This is a genomic window from Burkholderia sp. Ed8, assembly GCF_040761425.1.
GTDB classification, from domain to species: domain Bacteria; phylum Pseudomonadota; class Gammaproteobacteria; order Burkholderiales; family Burkholderiaceae; genus Burkholderia; species Burkholderia seminalis.
Window position 1 is genome coordinate 1,688,632 of record NZ_CP142885.1, and the last position, 19,462, is coordinate 1,708,093.

The 19,462-nt window shown below is 68.6% G+C and carries 19 protein-coding genes; 10 read left to right on the top strand and 9 right to left on the bottom strand.

Annotated features, from left to right (window positions below; genetic code table 11):
- The 5 genes from hpaE to hpaI are packed head-to-tail and all read left to right on the top strand — an operon-like array spanning nt 1 to nt 4,434.
- Nucleotides 1–1,464 carry a 5-carboxymethyl-2-hydroxymuconate semialdehyde dehydrogenase gene (gene hpaE, locus VXM69_RS07725; protein ID WP_034191540.1) on the top strand — a complete coding sequence of 488 codons (1,464 nt, stop codon included), beginning with the start codon at nt 1–3 and terminating at the stop codon, nt 1,462–1,464.
- Nucleotides 1,465–1,506: 42 nt separating this feature from the next.
- Entirely contained in the window at nt 1,507–2,355 is an 849-nt protein-coding gene (gene hpaD, locus VXM69_RS07730; protein ID WP_059556454.1) for a 3,4-dihydroxyphenylacetate 2,3-dioxygenase, read from the top strand.
- 44 nt (nt 2,356–2,399) lie between these two features.
- Complete coding sequence (locus VXM69_RS07735; RefSeq protein WP_034191538.1) at nt 2,400–2,792, top strand: 5-carboxymethyl-2-hydroxymuconate Delta-isomerase; 393 nt, start codon at nt 2,400–2,402, stop codon at nt 2,790–2,792.
- A gap of 20 nt (nt 2,793–2,812) precedes the next feature.
- Complete coding sequence (hpaH, locus tag VXM69_RS07740) at nt 2,813–3,616, top strand: 2-oxo-hept-4-ene-1,7-dioate hydratase (protein WP_049036266.1); 804 nt, start codon at nt 2,813–2,815, stop codon at nt 3,614–3,616.
- 11 nt (nt 3,617–3,627) lie between these two features.
- Nucleotides 3,628–4,434 carry a 4-hydroxy-2-oxoheptanedioate aldolase gene (hpaI, locus tag VXM69_RS07745; RefSeq protein ID WP_367188362.1) on the top strand — a complete coding sequence of 269 codons (807 nt, stop codon included), beginning with the start codon at nt 3,628–3,630 and terminating at the stop codon, nt 4,432–4,434.
- Between the two features lie 58 nt (nt 4,435–4,492).
- Here hpaI and VXM69_RS07750 read toward each other — a convergent pair whose 3' ends face one another.
- Nucleotides 4,493–4,657, bottom strand: coding sequence for a hypothetical protein (locus tag VXM69_RS07750; protein ID WP_367188363.1), 165 nt, complete (start codon nt 4,655–4,657; stop codon nt 4,493–4,495).
- Nucleotides 4,658–4,672: 15 nt separating this feature from the next.
- The gene (locus VXM69_RS07755) at nt 4,673–5,473 is read right to left on the bottom strand and encodes a helix-turn-helix domain-containing protein (RefSeq protein WP_049036262.1); all 801 of its coding nucleotides are present in this window, start codon (nt 5,471–5,473) and stop codon (nt 4,673–4,675) included.
- Between the two features lie 95 nt (nt 5,474–5,568).
- Between VXM69_RS07755 and VXM69_RS07760 the strand changes: the two genes are divergently transcribed.
- Both VXM69_RS07760 and VXM69_RS07765 read left to right on the top strand, forming a co-directional pair.
- Nucleotides 5,569–5,820 carry a hypothetical protein gene (locus tag VXM69_RS07760; protein WP_034191534.1) on the top strand — a complete coding sequence of 84 codons (252 nt, stop codon included), beginning with the start codon at nt 5,569–5,571 and terminating at the stop codon, nt 5,818–5,820.
- Between the two features lie 46 nt (nt 5,821–5,866).
- Nucleotides 5,867–6,832, top strand: a complete 966-nt coding sequence (locus tag VXM69_RS07765) for a zinc-binding alcohol dehydrogenase family protein (protein WP_367188364.1) — start codon at nt 5,867–5,869, stop codon at nt 6,830–6,832.
- Between the two features lie 141 nt (nt 6,833–6,973).
- On the opposite strand, the gene VXM69_RS07770 is transcribed toward VXM69_RS07765, so the two are convergent.
- From VXM69_RS07770 to VXM69_RS07790, 5 genes are all read right to left on the bottom strand, one after another.
- A complete protein-coding gene (locus VXM69_RS07770) occupies nt 6,974–8,065 on the bottom strand; it encodes a porin (protein ID WP_034191532.1) in 1,092 nt (363 codons plus the stop codon).
- Nucleotides 8,066–8,207: 142 nt separating this feature from the next.
- Complete coding sequence (locus VXM69_RS07775) at nt 8,208–9,275, bottom strand: ABC transporter ATP-binding protein (RefSeq protein WP_034191531.1); 1,068 nt, start codon at nt 9,273–9,275, stop codon at nt 8,208–8,210.
- A complete protein-coding gene (locus VXM69_RS07780) occupies nt 9,268–11,040 on the bottom strand; it encodes an iron ABC transporter permease (protein WP_034191530.1) in 1,773 nt (590 codons plus the stop codon). The genes VXM69_RS07775 and VXM69_RS07780 overlap by 8 nt, the downstream gene beginning before the upstream one ends.
- A 113-nt stretch (nt 11,041–11,153) precedes the next feature.
- Nucleotides 11,154–12,254, bottom strand: coding sequence for an ABC transporter substrate-binding protein (locus VXM69_RS07785; protein ID WP_034191529.1), 1,101 nt, complete (start codon nt 12,252–12,254; stop codon nt 11,154–11,156).
- Nucleotides 12,255–12,470: 216 nt separating this feature from the next.
- Nucleotides 12,471–13,943, bottom strand: coding sequence for a PLP-dependent aminotransferase family protein (locus VXM69_RS07790; RefSeq protein WP_367188365.1), 1,473 nt, complete (start codon nt 13,941–13,943; stop codon nt 12,471–12,473).
- A 103-nt stretch (nt 13,944–14,046) separates the two neighbouring features.
- Between VXM69_RS07790 and VXM69_RS07795 the strand changes: the two genes are divergently transcribed.
- The 3 genes from VXM69_RS07795 to VXM69_RS07805 all read left to right on the top strand — a co-directional run bounded on the left by VXM69_RS07795 (nt 14,047) and on the right by VXM69_RS07805 (nt 17,506).
- Nucleotides 14,047–15,282 (top strand): multidrug effflux MFS transporter, encoded by a 1,236-nt coding sequence (locus VXM69_RS07795; RefSeq protein WP_059556459.1) that lies wholly within the window; start codon nt 14,047–14,049, stop codon nt 15,280–15,282.
- 125 nt (nt 15,283–15,407) lie between these two features.
- On the top strand, nt 15,408–16,088 hold the full coding sequence (locus VXM69_RS07800) for a response regulator (RefSeq protein ID WP_059556460.1): 681 nt from the start codon (nt 15,408–15,410) through the stop codon (nt 16,086–16,088).
- On the top strand, nt 16,085–17,506 hold the full coding sequence (locus VXM69_RS07805; RefSeq protein ID WP_367188366.1) for a sensor histidine kinase N-terminal domain-containing protein: 1,422 nt from the start codon (nt 16,085–16,087) through the stop codon (nt 17,504–17,506). The genes VXM69_RS07800 and VXM69_RS07805 overlap by 4 nt, the downstream gene beginning before the upstream one ends.
- Before the next feature lie 42 nt (nt 17,507–17,548).
- Here VXM69_RS07805 and VXM69_RS07810 read toward each other — a convergent pair whose 3' ends face one another.
- Nucleotides 17,549–18,415, bottom strand: a complete 867-nt coding sequence (locus tag VXM69_RS07810; RefSeq protein ID WP_049029624.1) for an MOSC N-terminal beta barrel domain-containing protein — start codon at nt 18,413–18,415, stop codon at nt 17,549–17,551.
- 89 nt (nt 18,416–18,504) lie between these two features.
- Complete coding sequence (locus VXM69_RS07815; protein WP_367188367.1) at nt 18,505–19,458, bottom strand: ABC transporter substrate-binding protein; 954 nt, start codon at nt 19,456–19,458, stop codon at nt 18,505–18,507.
- Nucleotides 19,459–19,462: the final 4 nt, after the last annotated feature.

The following is a 19,462-nucleotide window of genomic DNA, read 5'->3' on the forward strand; positions in this document are numbered from 1 at the left end:
ATGACCATCAAGCACTGGATCGACGGCCGCGAAGTCGAGAGCCGCGAGACCTTCACGACGCTGAACCCCGCGACGGGCGACGTCATCACCGACGTCGCGTCGGGCGGCGAGGCCGAGGTCGACGCGGCCGTGCGCGCGGCGAAGGCGGCGTTCCCGAAATGGGCGAACACGCCCGCGAAGGCGCGCGCGAAGCTGATGCGCAAGCTCGGCGAGCTGATCGAGAAGAACGTGCCGATGCTCGCGGCGCTGGAGACGCAGGACACCGGCCTGCCGATCGCGCAGACGAGCAAGCAGCTGATTCCGCGCGCCTCGGAGAACTTCAATTTCTTCGCGGAAGTGTGCGTGCAGATGAACGGCCGCACGTATCCGGTCGACGACCAGATGCTGAACTACACGCTGTACCAGCCGGTGGGCGTGTGCGCGCTGGTGTCGCCATGGAACGTGCCGTTCATGACGGCCACGTGGAAGACGGCGCCGTGCCTCGCGCTCGGCAATACGGCCGTGCTGAAGATGTCGGAACTGTCGCCGCTGACGGCCGACCAGCTCGGCCGGCTCGCGCTCGAAGCCGGCATTCCGCCCGGCGTGCTGAACGTCGTGCAGGGCTACGGCGCGACGGCCGGCGACGCGCTCGTGCGCCATCCCGACGTGCGCGCGGTGTCGTTCACCGGCGGCACCGTGACGGGCAAGCGGATCATGGAGCGCGCGGGCCTCAAGAAGTATTCGATGGAGCTCGGCGGCAAGTCGCCGGTGCTGATCTTCGACGACGCCGATTTCGACCGCGCGCTCGACGCGTCGCTGTTCACGATCTTCTCGATCAACGGCGAACGGTGCACCGCCGGTTCGCGGATCTTCGTGCAGCGCACGATCTACGACCGCTTCGTGCAGGAATTCGCGCGCCGCGCGAACAACCTGGTGGTCGGCGACCCGGCCGATCCGGGCACGAATCTCGGCGCGATGATCACGCGCCAGCACTGGGAGAAGGTGACGGGCTACATTCGCATCGGCGAGCAGGAAGGCGCGCGCGTGGTCGCGGGCGGCGCGGACAAGCCGGCCGGGCTGCCCGCGCATCTGCGCAACGGCAACTTCGTGCGCCCGACCGTGTTCGCCGACGTCGACAACAGGATGCGTATCGCGCAGGAAGAGATCTTCGGGCCGGTCGCCTGCATCATTCCGTTCGAGGACGAAGACGAAGGGCTGCGGCTCGCGAACGACACCGCGTATGGCCTTGCGTCGTATATCTGGACGCAGGACGTCGGCAAGGTGCATCGTCTCGCACGCGGGATCGAGGCCGGGATGGTGTTCGTGAACAGTCAGAACGTGCGCGACCTGCGCCAGCCGTTCGGCGGCGTGAAGGAGTCGGGCACCGGGCGAGAGGGCGGCGAGTACAGTTTCGAGGTGTTCGCGGAGATCAAGAACGTGTGCATCTCGATGGGTTCGCACCACATCCCGCGCTGGGGCGTGTGACGGTCGTTTCGCCGCGATAACGAACCAAACGGAGACTGAACGATGGGCAAACTGTCCCTCGCCGCGAAGATCACGCACGTGCCGTCGATGTATCTGTCGGAACTGCCCGGCAGGCATCACGGTTGCCGCGAGGCGGCGATCCGCGGCCACCAGCTGATCGGCGAGCGCTGCCGCGCGCTCGGCGTCGACACGATCGTCGTGTCGGACGTGCACTGGCTCGTCAATGCCGGTTATCACGTGAACTGCAACGCGCGGTTCTCGGGCACGTACACGAGCAACGAGCTGCCGCATTTCATCCGCGACATGACGTACGCGTATCCGGGCAACCCGGCGCTCGGCCGGCTGATCGCCGAGACGGCCACCGGGCGCGGCATCGCGACGCGCGCGCACGAGATCGACAGCCTGGAACTCGAATACGGCACGCTCGTGCCGATGCGCTACATGAACGGCGACCAGCATTTCAAGGTCGTGTCGATCGCCGGCTGGTGCATGTGGCATCAGCTCGACGAAAGCCGCCGCTTCGGCGAGGCGCTGCTCGAGGCGATCGAGAAGAGCGATTCGAACGTCGCGTTCCTCGCGAGCGGCTCGTTGTCGCACCGCTTCAACGACAACGGCAGCCCCGAGGAATCGATCCACCAGATCAGCCGCGAATTCTTCCGCCAGGTCGACCTGCGCGTGGTCGAGCTGTGGAAGCAGGGCGATTTCAAGACCTTCTGCGCGATGCTGCCCGAGTACAACCTCCATTGCCACGGCGAAGGCGGGATGCACGACACGGCGATGCTGCTCGGGCTGCTCGGCTGGGATCGTTACGACAAGCCGGTCGAGATCGTCACCGACTATTTCGCGAGTTCGGGCACCGGGCAGATCAACGCGATCTTTCCGCTCGCCTGAGCGCTGCCGCCTGCCAAGCAATCGAATCCGAACGGAGATTTGCCATGCCACACATCGTCGTCGAATACACCGCGAACATCCGCGACGACGCGCGCATTCCCGCGCTGCTGCGCACGATCAACGCGACGCTGATCGCGCAGGGCGGCGTGTTCCCGACCGGCGGCATCCGCTCGCGCGCGCTCGAACTGCAGGACTACTGCGTCGCCGACGGCACGGAGGACGACGCCTTCGTCCACGTGACGCTGAAGATCGGCTCGGGGCGTACCGACGCGCAGAAGAAGGCCGCGTGCGATGCGCTGTTCGATGCGATCAAGGCGCATTTCGCCGAGCTGTACGCGAAACGCTACCTCGCGCTGTCGATGGAACTGACCGAGTTCAGCGAAAGCGGCTCGTACAAGCACAACAACATCCACGCCCGCTACAAGCGGGCCGGCTGAACCCCATTCCCGATCCGACCATGCTCGAACCCGCCCTCATCGACCAGCTCGCGCGGCGTCTGCACGACGCCGAGCGCGAGCGCACGCAGATCCGCCAGATCTCGCTCGACCATCCCGACATCACGATCGACGACGCGTATGCGATCCAGCGCGCGTGGGTGACCCTCAAGCTCGCGGAAGGCCGCACGCTGAAGGGGCACAAGATCGGCCTCACGTCGAAGGCGATGCAGAACACGTCGCAGATCGACGAGCCCGACTACGGCGCGCTGCTCGACGACATGTTCTTCGACGACGGCGGCACGATCCCGACCGGCCGCTTCATCGTGCCGCGCGTCGAGGTCGAACTCGCGTTCGTGCTCGGCAAGCGGCTCTCGGGCCCGAACTGCACGATCTTCGACGTGTACGACGCGGTCGATTACGTCGTGCCCGCGCTCGAGATCATCGACGCGCGCAGCCAGTCCATCGACCCCGATACGAAACGGCCGCGCAAGGTGTTCGACACGATCGCCGACAACGCCGCGAACGCGGGCGTCGTGATCGGCGGCCGGCCGGTGCGGCCGCAGGACGTCGACCTGCGCTGGGTCGCGGCGATCATGTCGCGCAACGGCGTGGTCGAGGAAACGGGCGTCGCGGCCGGCGTGCTGAACCATCCGGCGAACGGCGTCGCGTGGCTCGCGAACCGGCTGTCGCGTTTCGGCGTCGCGCTGGAACCCGGGCAGATCGTGCTCGGCGGGTCGTTCACGCGGCCGTGTGCGGCGCGGCCGGGCGATACGTTCAGCGTCGACTACGGCCCGCTCGGGACGATCCAGTGCCATTTCGAGTGAGGTAGCGAACGATGCAGATTCCGTCGAATGTCTTCAAGGCCGCGCTCGCGCGCGGCGACGCGCAGATCGGGCTGTGGCTCGGGCTCGCGAATCCGTACAGCGCCGAGGTCGTCGCGGGCGCGGGATTCGACTGGTTGCTGATCGACGGCGAGCATGCGCCGAACACGGTGCCGACGATCCTCGCGCAGTTGCAGGCGATCGCGCCGTATCCGTCGCATCCGGTCGTGCGCGTGCCGTGGAACGATCCGGTGATCGTCAAGCAGGTGCTCGATCTCGGGGCGCAGACGCTGCTGGTGCCGATGGTGCAGAGCGCCGACGAAGCGCGCGCGGCCGTGGCCGCGACGCGTTACCCGCCGCACGGGATGCGCGGCGTCGGCAGTGCGCTGGCACGCGCGTCGCGGTGGAGTCGTGTGGGCGACTACCTGCATCGCGCGAACGACGAGATGGCCGTGCTCGTGCAGGTCGAGACACGCGCGGGGCTCGATGCGATCGATGCGATCGCGCGGGTCGAAGGCGTCGACGGCGTGTTCATCGGGCCGGCTGACCTGGCCGCCGATCTCGGGCATCTCGGCAATCCGGGCCACCCGGTCGTGCAGGCCGCGATCGACGGCGCGATCCGGATGATCAAGGCGGCCGGCAAGGCGCCGGGCATTCTGAGCGCGGATGAGGCGGCCGCGCGACGCTATCTGGACGCGGGCGCGCTGTTCGTCGCGGTCGGGGTCGATACGACGCTGCTCGCGAGGAGCGCGGAGCGGCTGGCGGCGCAGTTCAAGGGGAAGGGGGGCAAGGCCGCGGAGAAGGGCGACGGCACGTATTGAACGAAACGGACAGACCGTTTATAGAGGGCGATATCACTTTTCGTTTATTGCGAAAAAATCATGCCATCCAGAACCCCAGTTTGGAGCGCGCGATGCCCCACACCACGATGTCCGCTACGATCTGCCCGTCGAGCGCGAGATGCGGGCGGCTGTCGAAGGGCAGCGTGCCTACCGGACGATCATCTGAATTGAACCGGATTCCGCGAATCGTTTGACGTTTCAAGCCGGTCGCGTGTTGTTACCGTGCGTCGATTGTCGATGTCCCCCCGTTCTCCATATACCGTCCAGGCGTCGTCCCCAACGCCCGCCGGAACATGTCGATGAACGCGCTCACGTTGTCGTACCCGAGATCGAGCGCGATCGTCGTCACCGGCACGTCATCGGCGATTCTCTCCAGCGCCCGCAGCAACCTGGCCTGCTGACGCCACTGCGCGAACGTCAGCCCCGTCTCGGCGACGAAGCGGCGGCTCATCGTTCGCGCACTGATGCCGGCCCATGCGGCCCATTCCTCCAGCCGCCGGTTGTCCGCGAGATTCGTGGCCAGCGCATCGGTGATCTTCATCAGCCGCGCGTCTCGCGGCCGTACCAGTCCCAGTGCCTCGACCTCCGACGACGCGATTTCGTCCAGGATCACGTCGGCGATGCGCGTTTGCGCGGCATCCAGTTCCGAATCGCCCCAGCTTGCCGCGCGCTGCACGGCTTCACGCAGCAGCGGTGTCGTGCGGATCGCGCGCGGCGCGGCCGGCAGTGCCGCGCAGCGTGCTTCGGCGACGAACGCCGACCAGCCGGAAATCGGCCCGAACGAACGCAACGAATGCCGGCAATGCGGCGGAATCCAGATCGCGTGAATGGCCGGCACGACCCAGGCCTGGTCATCGAGGCCGATCGTCAGCAGCCCGCTCAGCGCGCCGACAAGCTGGCCGCGCGCATGCGAATGCGGCGCGGTCACGCGCGGGTCGCGTTGCGACAGCACGGCGGCGACCACGAACGGGCCGTCGTCGGACGTGACGAATCGGGCGGGCAGAAGCGGATCGGACATGGCCGGATATCGGTATCGAATGGCTGTTATACCGGAGATTGGCCGGCTTCGCACGCCTACACTGCATCCATCGATGACAACCGGAGTACGACGCGATGCGAGCCGAACAGATGCTTCCCGACCATGCCGACCGGATCGAAACCGGCGGAACGACAATCCGCAAGGGGACCGTCGGCGCGTTCCTGGTCAACGCGCGCGTGTTGACCGACCCGCACGCCGAGCCCGCCGACCGGGCGCGCGCGGAGGCCGACGCGATCGACGCATTGCCGGCGCTGCGCGCGCTCGGCCTGTTCGACGTGCTGGAAGTGCGCGATCCCGCGCTGCGCGCGTGGCTCGACGCACGCTGATGCGCAGCTGAACCGTCGATCGAGATCCCCGATTCAAGGAGTCACCATGAAAGCAGCAGTCGTGACGGGCGCCGGCGAGCGTCCCGTTCAGATGGAATTCGATGCGCCGCGCGCGATGCCGGGCCACAGCCTGATCGACGTGACGGCGTCCGCGCTGAGCCGGCTCGCGCAGGCGCGCGCGGCCGGCACGCATTACTCGTCGGACGGGCGTTATCCGTTCGTCGTCGGCGTCGACGGGGTGGGCCGCCGTCTCGACGACGGGCAGCGCGTCTACTTCTTCGGCGCACCCGCCCCGTTCGGCGCGATGGCCGAGCGCACGATCGCGCCCGATACGCGGTGCGTGCCGCTGCCCGATTCGCTCGACGACGTCACGGCGGCGGCGATCGCGATTCCCGGGATGTCGTCGTGGGCGGCGCTGACCGAGCGCGCGCGGCTCGTCGCGGGCGAGACGGTACTCGTCAACGGTGCGACGGGTACGTCGGGGCGGCTGGCAGTGCGGATCGCGAAGCATCTCGGCGCCGCGAAGGTGATCGCGACGGGCCGCAACGCAGCCGCGCTGCAGGCGTTGCCGAGCGCCGGTGCGGATGCGGTCGTGTCGCTGCAACAGGACGACGCACATCTGGCACGCGCGCTCGAACCGCATTTCCGCGAAGGTGTGGACGTCGTGCTCGACTATCTGTGGGGCGCCAGCGCGCAGACGCTGTTGCTTGCCGCCGCGAAGGCGACGCCCGACGGCCGCCGGCTGCGATTCGTGCAGATCGGCTCGATCGGCGGCGCGGACGTGCTGCTGCCGGGCGCGGTGCTGCGGGCGACCGCGATCGAACTGATGGGCAGCGGCATCGGCAGCGTGTCGCTGCCCCGCTTGCTGGCGTCGGTGCGCGGTGTGTTCGACGCGGCCGGGCCGGCCGGCCTCGCGATCGACACGCGCACGGTGCCGCTGTCGGCCGTGGGCGAACACTGGGGCGATACGAACAGTCTCGTGCGCCCGGTGTTCACGATGCTCGGCGAGTGAGCGGCGCATCGAAACGCAGCGCGCCGGACGTGACGCGAGGGGCACGCTGGGCGGCGGCGGCCGGCGGTTCGCCGCGATGCCGCCGCGCGTGGCCTGGCTGAACGGCGGTCGACCGACTGCCGCCGTCCGCCGGCCCGGGTGTCAGAACCGCTGCTGGATCCCCGCCGTGACGCCGACCTGGGTCGTGCCGTATCCCGCGAAATCGCGCGACACGCCAACCTTCTGGTCGTGTTTCGCGATCGCGAACGCGCCGGCCGCGTACAGCACCGTGCGCTTCGACAGCGCGTAGTTCGCGCGCATCGACACCAGCGTCGGATCGGCATCGCTGCCGCCCTTGATGTTCTGGTGATAGACGGCCGCGATCAGCGAGAACGCCGGCGTGAACTGATACGACCCGCCGAGCCAGTACGTGTCGCTCAGCTGGTTCGCCGCCGTGGTGCGGAACGTGCGTTTGTAGTTGCGGTAGCCGGCCATCGTCTTCAGGTTGCCGAAGTCGTAGCTCAGGCCGGCATGGACGCCCTGGATATAGTTGACCGTATCGGCCGGCGTGACGCTGTCGGCCGCGCCGTTCTGCCGGTCGAACGTGACGACCGCCGCGAACGGGCCTTTCTCGTAGCCGACCGCGAAGTCGTATTTCGAGCTGGTCTTCACGCTGCCCGGCACGTTGCCGAAGCCGTACAACGCGCCGAACTTGAAGCCGCTGAATTCGCCGTCGTAGCGCACCGCGTTCGACGAGCGCGTGAACATGCCGTCCTTGCGGCCGCCCGTCGCCGTCGACGCCGAGGCCCACGAGTAGTTCTGCGCGTAACCCATCGGGTCGAACGGCAGCATGTAGTCGTAGGTGACGGTGTAGTTGCGGCCGAGCGTCAGTTCGCCCCATTTGCTCTTCAGGCCGACCGTCGCGCGGCGCGCGAAGATCGAGTCGGGGCCGTCGTCGAGCGCGCCGTTCGCGAGGTCGATCCCGCTTTCGAGTCGGAACACGGCCTTCAGCCCGCCGCCGAGATCCTCGACGCCGCGCAAGCCCCAGCGCGAGGTGTTCTTGTTGCCCGACTTGAGCTTGACCGAACTGCCGCCTTCGGGCGCCGCATGGTTCGTGTATTCGATGCCGGCATCCATGATCCCGTACATCGTGACCGACGACTGCGCGTGCGCGGCGCCTGCCGCGAGTCCGGCGACGGCGGCCGATCCGGTCAGGACGGCGGCGCGAAGGGAACGCTCTGCGCGTGATTTCATTGGCGGTGTCTCCTTGGTTCTTGTGGGTTGGGTGAGTCGGTTAGGCGCGCATCCGCCCGCGGCGGACACCGGGAGGCGTCCGCCGGACGGGAGGTCCATGCGTGGCGGGATGCGCGGCGGCACGTGAGCCGCCGCGACCGGGTCAGCCCGCTTTCGCGAACGCCCAGCAGTCGTTGGTCGGGAATTCGATCCAGTGCTTGCCGGCCGCGCGCGGCACGTGGCCGAACGCGCGCAGGCGCATGTCGCCGCAATGGAACAGGTATTCCCAGCGGTCGCCGAGATACATCGACGTGACGAGGTCGGCCTGCAGCCGGTTCGCGCCCGGGCCGTCGGTGACCTGCACGCGTTCGAGGCGGATCACGGCCTGCGCGTCCTGGCCCGGCGCGAGCGTGTCGCGGGCCAGCGCCCGCAGTTCCCAGCCGTCGCCGGCGAGCGTCACGCATTCGCCGTCGATCGCGGCGACGCGCGCATCGATCCGGTTGTTGCTGCCCATGAATTCGGCGGTGTACAGCGAGCGCGGCGCGCCGTACAGCTCGGCCGGCGTGCCTTCCTGTTCGATGCGGCCGTTGCGCAGCAGCAGGATGCGGTCGGACATCGCCATCGCCTCGGTCTGGTCGTGCGTCACGCACAGGGCCGACAGCCCGAGCGACACGATCAGCTCGCGCAGCCACGCACGCGCTTCCTCGCGCAGCTTCGCGTCGAGGTTCGACAGCGGCTCGTCGAGCAGGATCACCGGCGGGTTGTAGACGAGCGCGCGTGCGATCGCGACGCGCTGCTGCTGGCCGCCCGACAGCTGGTGCGGAAAACGTTCCGCGAGATGGCCGAGGCCGAGCTGGTCGAGCGCGGTCTGCACGCGGCGCTTCTGTTCGGCCGGGGCGACGCGGCGCAGCTTCAGTCCGTAGCCGACGTTGTCGGCGACGGTGCGGTGCGGCCACAGCGCGTACGACTGGAACACGAGGCCGAGCGAGCGCTGCTCGACGGGCAGGTCGACGCGTTTCGCGCCGTCGAAGAACACGCGGTCGTCGAGCTGGATGCGGCCGTCGGACGGCTGTTCGAGGCCGGCCACCGCGCGCAGCAGCGTGGTCTTGCCGCTGCCCGACGCGCCGAGCAGGCACACGACTTCGCCGGCCTTCAGTTCGAACGACACGCCCTTGAGGATCGGATTGGCGCCGTAGCTGAGGTGCAGGTCGTCGACGATGAGCTTATCCATGAAGTTTCACTCCGAAGCGCAGGGCCACGCCGAGACCGGCGCCGACCATCGCGATGTTGATGACAGAAAGCGCGGCGACCTGGTCGACGGCGCCGGTCGCCCACAGCGACACGAGCAGCGCGCCGATCACTTCGGTGCCGGGCGACAGCAGGTAGACGGCCGTCGAGTATTCGCGCTCGAAGATCATGAAGATCAGCAGCCACGCGGCGAGCAGGCCGAAGCGCACGAGCGGCAGCGTCACGTCGAGCGACACGCGGCTGCGCGTCGCGCCGACGCTGCGGCCGGCTTCCTCGAGTTCCGGGCCGACCTGCAGCAGCGCGCTCTGGATGAGGCGCATCCCGTACGCGAGCCACACGACCGTGTACGCGATCCAGATGCTCCACATCGAGTTCTTCAGTTCGCGCAGGCCTGGCACGAACAGGAAGATCCACAGGAACGCGAGACCGGCGAGCAGGCCCGGCACCGCGCGCGGCAGCAGCACGAGGTAGTCGAGCAGCTTGGTCGCCCAGTCGGGGCGGCGGTGGCCGGCGAACGCGACGAGCGAGTAGAAGCCGATCGCGAGCGCGCCGCCGATCACGCCGATGCCGAGCGTGTTGACGATCGCGCGCACCAGGTTGTCCTGCTCGAACAGCTCGATGAAGTTCGACAGCGTCAGCACTTCGGCGAGCGCGACGCCTTCGCCCCAGTTGGTCACGAATGCGCGCAGCACGATGCCCGAGATCGGCACGATCACGGTCAGCATCAGCCACAGCACGACGATCGCGAGCGCGACCCAGCGCCACACGCCGAGCGGCAGCACCGTCGTCCGGCCGGCCTTGCCCTTCACGGTGACGAAGCGGTTCGCGGTCTTCAGCAGGCGGCGCTGCAGCAGCACGAGCGGGAACGTGATCGCGACGATGCACACGGCGACCGCGGCCATCAGGTGATACGACGGCACGCCGAGCTTGTTGGTCAGCTTGTACAGGTAGGTCGCGAGCACCAGGTGGCCTTCCGGATCGCCGAGCACGAGCGGCAGCCCGAACACTTCGAAGCCGAGGAAGAACACGAGCACGCCGGCGAACAGCAGCGCGGGCATCGTCATCGGCAGGCTCACGTCGAGCGCGACGCGGAACGGGCGGGCGCCCGCCACGCGCGCGGCTTCCTCGACGTCCGAGCCGAGGTTGCGCAACGCGGCCGACGAATACAGGTACACGTGCGGCACGTGCGTGAGGCCGACGATCACCGTGATCGCGAAGACCGAGTACACGTTCCAGGGGATGTTCTGTACCCCGAACAGTTCCTTGAACCACACCGAGTAGAAGCCGACCGGTCCGGCCGCGACCACGTAGCCGAACGCGAGCACCATCGGCGACACGAACACGGGCGTGAGCAGCAGCGGTTCGAGCCAGCGACGGCCGGGCAGGTCGGTGCGCACCATCAGGAACGCGAGGATGCCGCCGAGCGGGATCGAGATGAACAGCATCCCGCCGGCGATGATGAACGAGTTCTTCACGGCCGACCAGAAATCGGGATCGCTGAAGACGAAACGGAAGCCGTCGATGCCGAGCGTCTTGTTCGCGTCGAAGAACGGCGCGGACAGCAGGCTCTGGAACAGGATGAAGCCGAGCGGCAGTGCGACCGCGATGGTGAGTACCGCGACGACGATCCAGCGCAGCATGCCGGCGAGCGGCTGCAGGCTGTTGACCGGCAGCGCGGGAATCGCGTCGCGCGGGCCGGCGGCGGGTGGCGCGGCCGGTGCCGTGCCGGGGGTGCTGGTTGAAAGCATGAGTTCGCCCCTGCGGCCATCCGGATGGCCGCCTCAAGGAAGTCGGTAAGGGGAAGGGCCGCCCGCGCGACGTGCGGCGGGCGGCCGTGGGTCGGCCGGAGCCGGTCAGCGGATCAGCTCTTGATCGCCTGCTGCCATTGCTTCAGGAACGCGAGCCGCTTCGACTGGTCCAGATAGACGAGCAGGCCGGTGCCGATCTGGATCGGCTTCAGCGAATCGCCGAGTTCCTTCGTGAGGCTCGCGGCCGACGTCTCGCCGGTCACGTCCGTGCGGATCGCGTACAGGTTCGCCTGGTTCGCGATCATGGTCTGGCCGCGTTTCGACAGCAGGTAGTCCACCCACAGCTTGGCGGCGTTCGGGTTTTTCGCCTTCTTCGAGATGGTGGCGAGGCGGCTCACGATCTGCGTGTAGTCCTTCGGAAACACGTATCCGATGGACTTGTCCTTCTTCGCCTTCGCGTACGCATACGAACCGATGATGTTGTAGCCGATCAGGTTCTCGCCCGACGAGATGCGCTCCATCATCGCGCCGGTGCTCGACTGCAGCTTCGGGCCCGTCGCGCCGATCGCCTTCACGAGTTCCCACGTGACCTTCTCGTTCAGGTGCGCGTCCTGCGTCAGCGCGTTGAAGCCGACGCCGGATTTCTCGACGTCGTACGTCGTGAGCTTGCCCTTGAACTTGTCCGGTTGCGACGCGAGCAGCTTGATCAGCTCGGCGCGCGTCTTCGGCACTTCGTTCTCGGGGATCAGGCGCTTGTTGTAGACGATCGCGAGCGGCTCGAAGGTCGTGCCGTACGCCTGCTTCTGGTACTGCGCCCATTGCGGCACGTTCGGGCTTTCGGGCGAATCGTAGGCCGCCATCAGGCCGTCGTTGACGAGCTTGACCTGCAGGTCCATCGCGGAGCTCCACAGCACGTCGGCGCTGGTGCTGCTCGCCGCGTTTTCGCTGATGTAGCGGTTGTACAGCTCGGTGCTGTTCATGTCGTTGTACTCGACCTTCACGCCGTACAGGCTTTCGAAGTCCTTGATCAGCGGGCGCACGAGGCCCGTGTCGGTCGTCGAGTAGACGATCAGCTTGCCTTCCTTCTTCGCGGCGTCGATCACGCCCTGGTAATTACCCGGATACCCGGCCGGAACCTGCGCGACGGCGCCGCCGGCGGCAGTGCCCAGGACGATCGCCAGTGCGGCGGCAACGCGCTTCGGTGCAAACGACATGTCTTCCTCCAGTTATGCGTGGTGTTGTTCGAGTGACGCGGATGTTAATTGCGGGGCACTTTCAGCCTGCTTTCATTCCCGTTCACAATCGCGTCGTTTGCGTCATGGATTTCCCGAGGTCGCGGCGGCGGCCGCCGCGGGTTGCGCGGCGTGCGGCATGGTTCGGACGGGAACAGAAGCGGGGCCGGGCAGGCGCGGGAACGCCCGCAACGACCGCTAGGCGGAGGCCGCCAGCAACTGGCCGAGGATCCGGCCGCCATGCCGTGCATGCGCGGCCGTCAGCGCGGAATATCCGACGACGACACCCGCTTCACGCCGGGCGCTTCGGCAGAATTCGCGGATCGGCTGCAACGCGATGCCGGCTGCGCGGGCCCGGGCGATAACCGTCGCGTCGTCCGTCCCGGGCGGCAGCCACAGCACGAAATGAAAGCCCGCGTGCTCGCCGGATACCGCGAACCGTCCGCCGGCGTGCTTCGCCAGCTGCTCGAGCACGATGTCGCGCCGCTGGCGGTACGCGTGCCGCGCGGCGCGCAGGTGCTTCGCGAAATCGCCGCTGGCGATGAAGCGGGCCAGCGCCAGTTGCGGCGCTGCGCCGACCGCGCGCGCGGTCGCATGCCACACGGCCGACAGCGCCGGCCGCAGCGCTTTCGGTACGACCATGAAGCCGATGCGCAGCCCCGAGAACAGCGTCTTGTTGAACGAGCCGCAGTAGATCACGCGGTCGCACGCGTCGAGCGATTTCAGCGCGGGCAGCGGGGCGGTCTGGTAGCTGAATTCGCCGTCGTAGTCGTCTTCGACGATCCACGCGCGGCCGCGCTGCGCCCAGTCGAGCAGTTCGAGCCGGCGCGACACCGAGATCGTGACGCCGAGCGGTGCCTGATGCGCGGGCGTCACGTAGACGGCACGCGCATCGGGATGCCGGTGCAGCGACGCCGTGTCGATGCCTTCCCGATCGACCGGCACGTCGATCACGGTCGCGCCCGCGATCGTGAAGATCTGCCACGCCGACACGTAGCCGGGATCTTCCATCAGCACCGTCGAGCCCGGCGCGAGCACCGTGCGCGCGACGAGGTCGATCGAATGGCGGATGCCGGTCGTGATGAAGATGTCGCCGGCGTCGCACGGAATGCCGCGATATTCGCGCAGGTACGCGGCGATTTCGTCGCGGAGGCTGTCGACGCCTTGCGCGGGCGTCGCGCCGAGCTCGTTGGCCGTCGCGGCAAGCAGGCTCGCGCCGAGCGCCTTCTTCCATTGCTGCATCGGCATCAGGCCGGGATCGGCGAGCCGCGCGACGAACGGGACGCCCGGGCGCACGCCGTGTTCGGATTCGGACTCGTCCGGGCCGCCTGCCGGCTCGCGGTGTGCGTTGCCGGGACGAGGCTGCGCGGCCGCGCGCAGATAGCTGTCCGGCACCACCGCGCAGACGCGCGTGCCGGACCCTCGCGTGCGGGCGATGTAGCCCTCGGCGCACAGGATGTCGTACGCCGCTTCGACGGTGCCGCGCGCGATGTCCCAGCGCACGGCCAGCGTCCGGCTGGACGGCAGCGGGCTGTCGGCAGGCAGCAGGCGCTTCAGGATCGCGTCGCGAATCGTGTCGGCAATGCATTCCTGCTTCGACGACGGGCTGCCGGCCGACAGCCCGGAAGGGCGCGGCAGATCGAGCGGAATCGCGGCTTTGCCTCGCGGCATAGTGGTCCAGTCGGTGGTCGATTTAATGGTCCTTCAGCTTATATCACTTTCCCCTTAGATTGCTGTCGACCCTTTCTCCTCGGACCGGAAACGGACTTGCCGCATGAAGACACGCTCATTGCCCCAGCGGGGCTGGTTGTTCCTGTTGATGCTCGTCGTGTGCCTGCCGCGCGTCACGATCGATGCATACCTGCCGTCGCTGCCCGCGATGGCGGACGCGCTGCACGGCACCGACGCCCAATTGCAGCTCACGCTCACCCTCTACATGGTCGGCTATGCGCTGTCGATGCTGGTGTCGGGGCCGTTGTCCGACCGTTACGGGCGCCGTCCCGTGCTGCTCGGCGGTCTGTGCGTGTACGTCGTCGCGAGCGTGGCGTGCGCGCTGTCGAGCGGCGTCGCGGCCCTCATCGTCGCGCGCATCTTTCAGGCGCTCGGCGGCTGCACCGGCACGGTGATCGGCCGCGTCATCGTGCGCGAGCGCTTTCCGGCCGCGACGCAGGCCACGATGCTCGGCCATATCTCGGCCGGCATGGCGCTGTCGCCGGTGGTCGCGCCGCTGGCCGGCAGCGCGATCGCCGCGTGGCTCGGCTGGCGCGGCGTGTTCGGATGGCTCGCGGCGGGCGGGCTGGTCGCGACCGCGATGGTGCTGCGCGTGCTGCCCGAGACGCGCGAACAGGCCGCGCGGCCGGCGCCGGGCCCCGGGCTCCTGCGGACCTACGCCGGCCTGCTGCGCGAGCGACGTTTCCTGCGCTACTCGCTCGCGATCAGCTTCGTTTACTGCACGTACTACCCGTTCATCGCGGAATCGTCGACGCTGTTCCAGCGGCAGATCGGCGTGTCCGGCCCGGTCTATGCGGCGATCTTCGGCGTGACCGTGTTCGGCTACCTGATCGGCTCGAGCGCGTTCGCGCGGACCGGCGGGCGCTGGCAAGCCGATTCGGTCATCGCGGCGGCGGCCGCCGTGAATCTGGCCGGCGCCGCCATGCTGTGGGCCGGCGGCGCGCTCGCCCCGATGTCGGTGGCCGCGCTGGTCGTGCCGATGTTCGTCGTGATGATCGCGGTCGGGATCGCGATTCCGGCGTGCCAGTTCGCGGTGATGCAGCCGTATACGCAGATCGCCGGCACCGCGTCGGGGCTGTTCTTCTTTATCCAGATGGCGATCACGGCCGCGTGCGGCGGCGTGCTGGCGTGGCTGTCGGACGGCACCGCGCACCCGATGATCGTCGTGACGGCCGGCGCGAGCGTCGCGTTCGTCGCGGTGGTCGTCGGCCTTCGCGAGCGGCATGCGGCCGGCGATGCGCGCTTCGCGGCGCCCGGTCATCCCGCCGCGGAACGCTGAGCGGCGGCCGTCGGCGGCGCGCGCGGCGGCTTGGCGGCCCCCGCGCAACCCGTGTTTCCGCGAGGCGTCGACATGGAAAGGATCATGTAATGTAGCGGCCTGTCGCTGACCTTACCGGAATCCCCATGCGCGTGCTGCTCGTCGAAGACAATCCGAATCTGGCCCAGTCGCTGAGCGATGCGCTGAGCGCCGCGCGCTTCGCGGTCGATCACATGGCGGACGGCGAGGCGGCGGACCACGTGCTGCGCACGCAGGATTACGCGCTGGTGATCCTCGATCTCGGGCTGCCGAAGCTCGACGGGCTGGAGGTGCTGCGGCGGCTGCGCGCGCGCCGCAACCCGGTGCCGGTGCTGATCCTCACCGCGCACGGGTCGGTCGAGGACCGCGTGAAGGGACTCGATCTCGGCGCCGACGACTATCTCGCGAAGCCGTTCGAGCTGACCGAGCTGGAGGCGCGCGCCCGCGCGCTGATCCGGCGCAGCCTCGGCCACGAGCATTCGCGCGTCGAATGCGGGCCGCTTTCGTACGACAGCATCGATCGCAGCTTCCATCTCGCGGGCGAGCCGCTGTCGCTCACGCCGCGCGAGCGCTCGGTGCTCGAGGTGCTGATCCTGCGCAACGGCCGCGCGATCAACAAGGACACGCTGTCGGAAAAGATCTTCGGGCTCGACGAGTCGGTCAATGCCGATGCGATCGAAATCTACGTGTACCGGTTGCGCAAGAAGCTGGAGAACACGGGTGTCGCGATCGTCACGCTGCGCGGGCTCGGTTATCTGCTCGAAGCGAAGGCGGAGAACGACGAATGATTCGCCCGAACCTGCGCACGCAGGTCGCGCTGTGGCTGCTGCTGCCGCTGCTCGGGCTGCTCGCGCTCGACTCGTGGCTCACGTACCAGCGCGCGATGAACGCCGCGCACGTCGCGTTCGACCGTACGCTGTCGTCGTCGCTGAAGTCGATCCGCGAAGGCGTGCGGCTCAACGACGGCGAGATCGAGGTCGACCTGCCGTATCTCGCGCTCGAAATGCTCGAATCGAGCGACGGAGGCAAGATCTACTACCTGATCCGCGAGGACAACGGCCACACGATCACCGGCTACCCGGACTTGCCGCTGCCGCAGGGACGCGACGCGGGCGACGGCGAACTGTTCGTCACGCGCTACTACGACGTCGTGTATCGCGGCGAGCAGTTGCGGATGGCCGCGCTGCGCATCCCGGTGCACGACGTGCCGACCGCGCAGTCGCGCATCGTGTGGGTGATGGTCGGCGAGACGATCGAGGCGCGCCAGGCGCTCGCGCGCGAGATCCTGGTCGGGTCGCTGCTGCAGGAGGGCCTGCTCGTCGTGCTCGCGCTCGGGATCGTGTGGCTCGGCGTCGGGCGCGGGCTGCGGCCGCTGAACCGGCTGTCGGCCACCGTGGCCGCGCGCAGCGAGGACGACACGACGCCGCTCGATACCGGTGCGATGCCGAGCGAGCTCACGCCGCTCGTCGATTCGATCAACCAGTACATCGGCCGCACGCAGCGGATGCAGGTCGCGCGGCGCCGCTTCTTCGCCGATGCGGCCCATCAGCTGAAGACGCCGCTCGCGGCCGTGCAGGCCGGCGTCGAACTCGCGCTGCGGCCCGACGAGCAGCCGCGCGCGAACGGGCACCTGCGGCGTGCGAACGGCGCGGTGCGGCAGGCCGCGAAGATCGTCCAGCAACTGCTGTCGCTGTCGCGGCTCGATTCGGACAGCGGCCATGCGGTCGCGCACAAGCCGGTCGAACTGCACCGGCTCGCGCGCAGCGTGACACTCGACTGGTCGCCGGTCGCCCGGGCGCGCGACATCGATTTCGGCTTCGAGCACGAGGCCGATGTCGACGTGCTCGGGCAGCCCGATCTGCTCGGCGAGATGGTCGGCAACCTGATCGACAACGCGATCCGCTATGCGGGCGACCACGCGGTGATCACGGTGCGCGTGTCGCGCGACGGCGAGCACGCGCGGCTCGACGTGATCGACAACGGGCCGGGCATCCCGGCGGACGAGCGCGACGCGGTGTTCGAGCGTTTCCATCGCGGCAGCAAGACGCAGACGGTCGAGGGAACGGGGCTCGGGTTGTCGATCGTGCGGGAGATCGCACGCGTGCATCAGGGCAGCGTGACGCTGGCCGATGCGGCCGGCGGCGGACTGATCGTGACGATCCGGCTACCGGCGGCGGCGACCGAGGCGGTGCCGCGCGCCGCGTGATCGCGCGTGAGAACGCGGGACGGGAAAGGGCGGTGGTCCGGCTCAGTCGCCGAACCCGATCTCCGCTTCGACCGGCTGGCCGATTTCGAGCCACGCACCGGCGCCTTCGACGACGATCGCATTGATGCCGAACGTCAGCGCGTCGTCGTGGTTCGGGTTCGCGCGATAGGTCTGCAGCGTGTCGGTCGGCTCGTGCGGCCAGGCGGGGTCGGGCGCGCCGGTGGCCTGGTCGATCGTCGGCATCGGGCAGCGCGTGCACAGCTTCACGAGGCGCAGCCGCACCGGCGTGTCGCCGTCGGCGTCGAGGTGTTCGACGAAATCCTCCTCGTACGCGTCGAGATCCGACACGACGATGTTCGGGCGGAAGCGGTTCATCGGAATCGCCGGCGCGCCTTTCGCGGCGAGCCGCGCGTTCAGGTCGTCGAGCGACGACTGCCCGATCACGAGCAGCGGATAGCCGTCCGCGAACTGCGTGTGCGTTTCGATCTCGCCGGTCCATTTGCGGTTGCAGCCGCGGCGCGCGTCGGGCCCGAAGCGCGCGAGCTTCGTCGGCGTACCGAGGTATTCGGTGAGCCACGCGGCCGTGTCGGCGCCCGTGTCGATCGCGTCGACGGTGTCGCGCCAGACGGTCGCCGCCATCCCGGGCGTCGCGGGCGATGCGTCGCCGTCGAGCGGCGTGCGGATTTCCGGCATGCCCGGCGCGTTCAGCACGAGCGCGTCGTTGTCGAATGCCGTGCGGATCAGCGCGAGGCGCGGGTGCGTGCGCTGCGTGATCATCTGCCCGTCGGGATCGGTGATCAGCCAGTGGCGGTCGTACGCGAGGCCCGTTTCGAGCAGTTGCGCACGCGTCAGCGCGATGCCGGCGCAGGATTTGATCGGATAGACGAAGAGTTCGGTGATGGCTGGCATGACGCTGGCTGAACGCGGGATGGTCGAATCGCGATTGTGCCAGATCGTGCCGAAGCCGTTTGGGCCGTTGCACGCTGCCGCGCGGCCGTTCAGGCGAGCGGAAAGCCCGTATCGAACGTCGTGCGCACGTCGAGCGGCTGGCGCAGCAGCCCGGCCTTCAGGTAGAAGTCGGCCGTGCGCTGCTGTTCGGCGATCACCGTCGCGTCGATCGGCAGCCAGCGCGTGTTGCGGCGCTCGAACTGCAGCTTCGCGGCGGCCGGCGGAATGCCGATGATGCGCGCGAGCGCCGCCGAATACGCGTCGACGTGCCGGTACGACCACGTCTGCGCGCGCACGACGCGCCGCAGGAAATCGTGCAGCACGTCGCGCTTCGACGCGATCGCCGCGTCGGTCGCCGCGAGATAGCTGAGGCCCGACCACAGCCCGCGGCCGTTGACCAGCACGCGTGCGCGGCCGCTCGTTTCGGCGAGCGCCGTGTAGGGCTCCCAGGTCGCCCATGCGTCGATCGAACCGGTGGCGAGCGCCAGCATCGTGTCGGCCGGCGGCAGGAAGCGGAACGACACCGCATCGGGCGGCAGGCCGGCCGCGTCGAGCGCCTTCAGCGTGACGAAATGGCCGATCGAGCCGCGCGTGGTGCCGATGCGCTTGCCCTTCAGGTCGGCCGCGCCTTTCAGCGCCGCGTCGGGTTGCACGAGCACGGCCGTGCCGTACGGATCGGAACGGTTCGCGCCGATCACCTTGATGCGGGCGCCCGACGCGAGCGCGAAGATCACCGGCGCGTCGCCGATCGGGCCGCAGTCGACGGCCGCCGCGTTCAGGGCTTCGGCGAGCGGCGCGGCGGCCGGGAATTCGGTCCACGCGATGTCGTACGCGAGGCCGTTCAGTTCGCCGGCCGCTTCGAGCAGCGCGCGCAGCCCGCCTTTCTGGTCGCCGGCGCGCAGCAGCGGCCGTGCGCCCGATTGCGCGCGCAGTGCGGCAGGCGCCGCGGCGATCGTGGCGAGGGCGGTCGCCTGTGCGAGGAAATGGCGTCGGGTCGGATTCATCGTG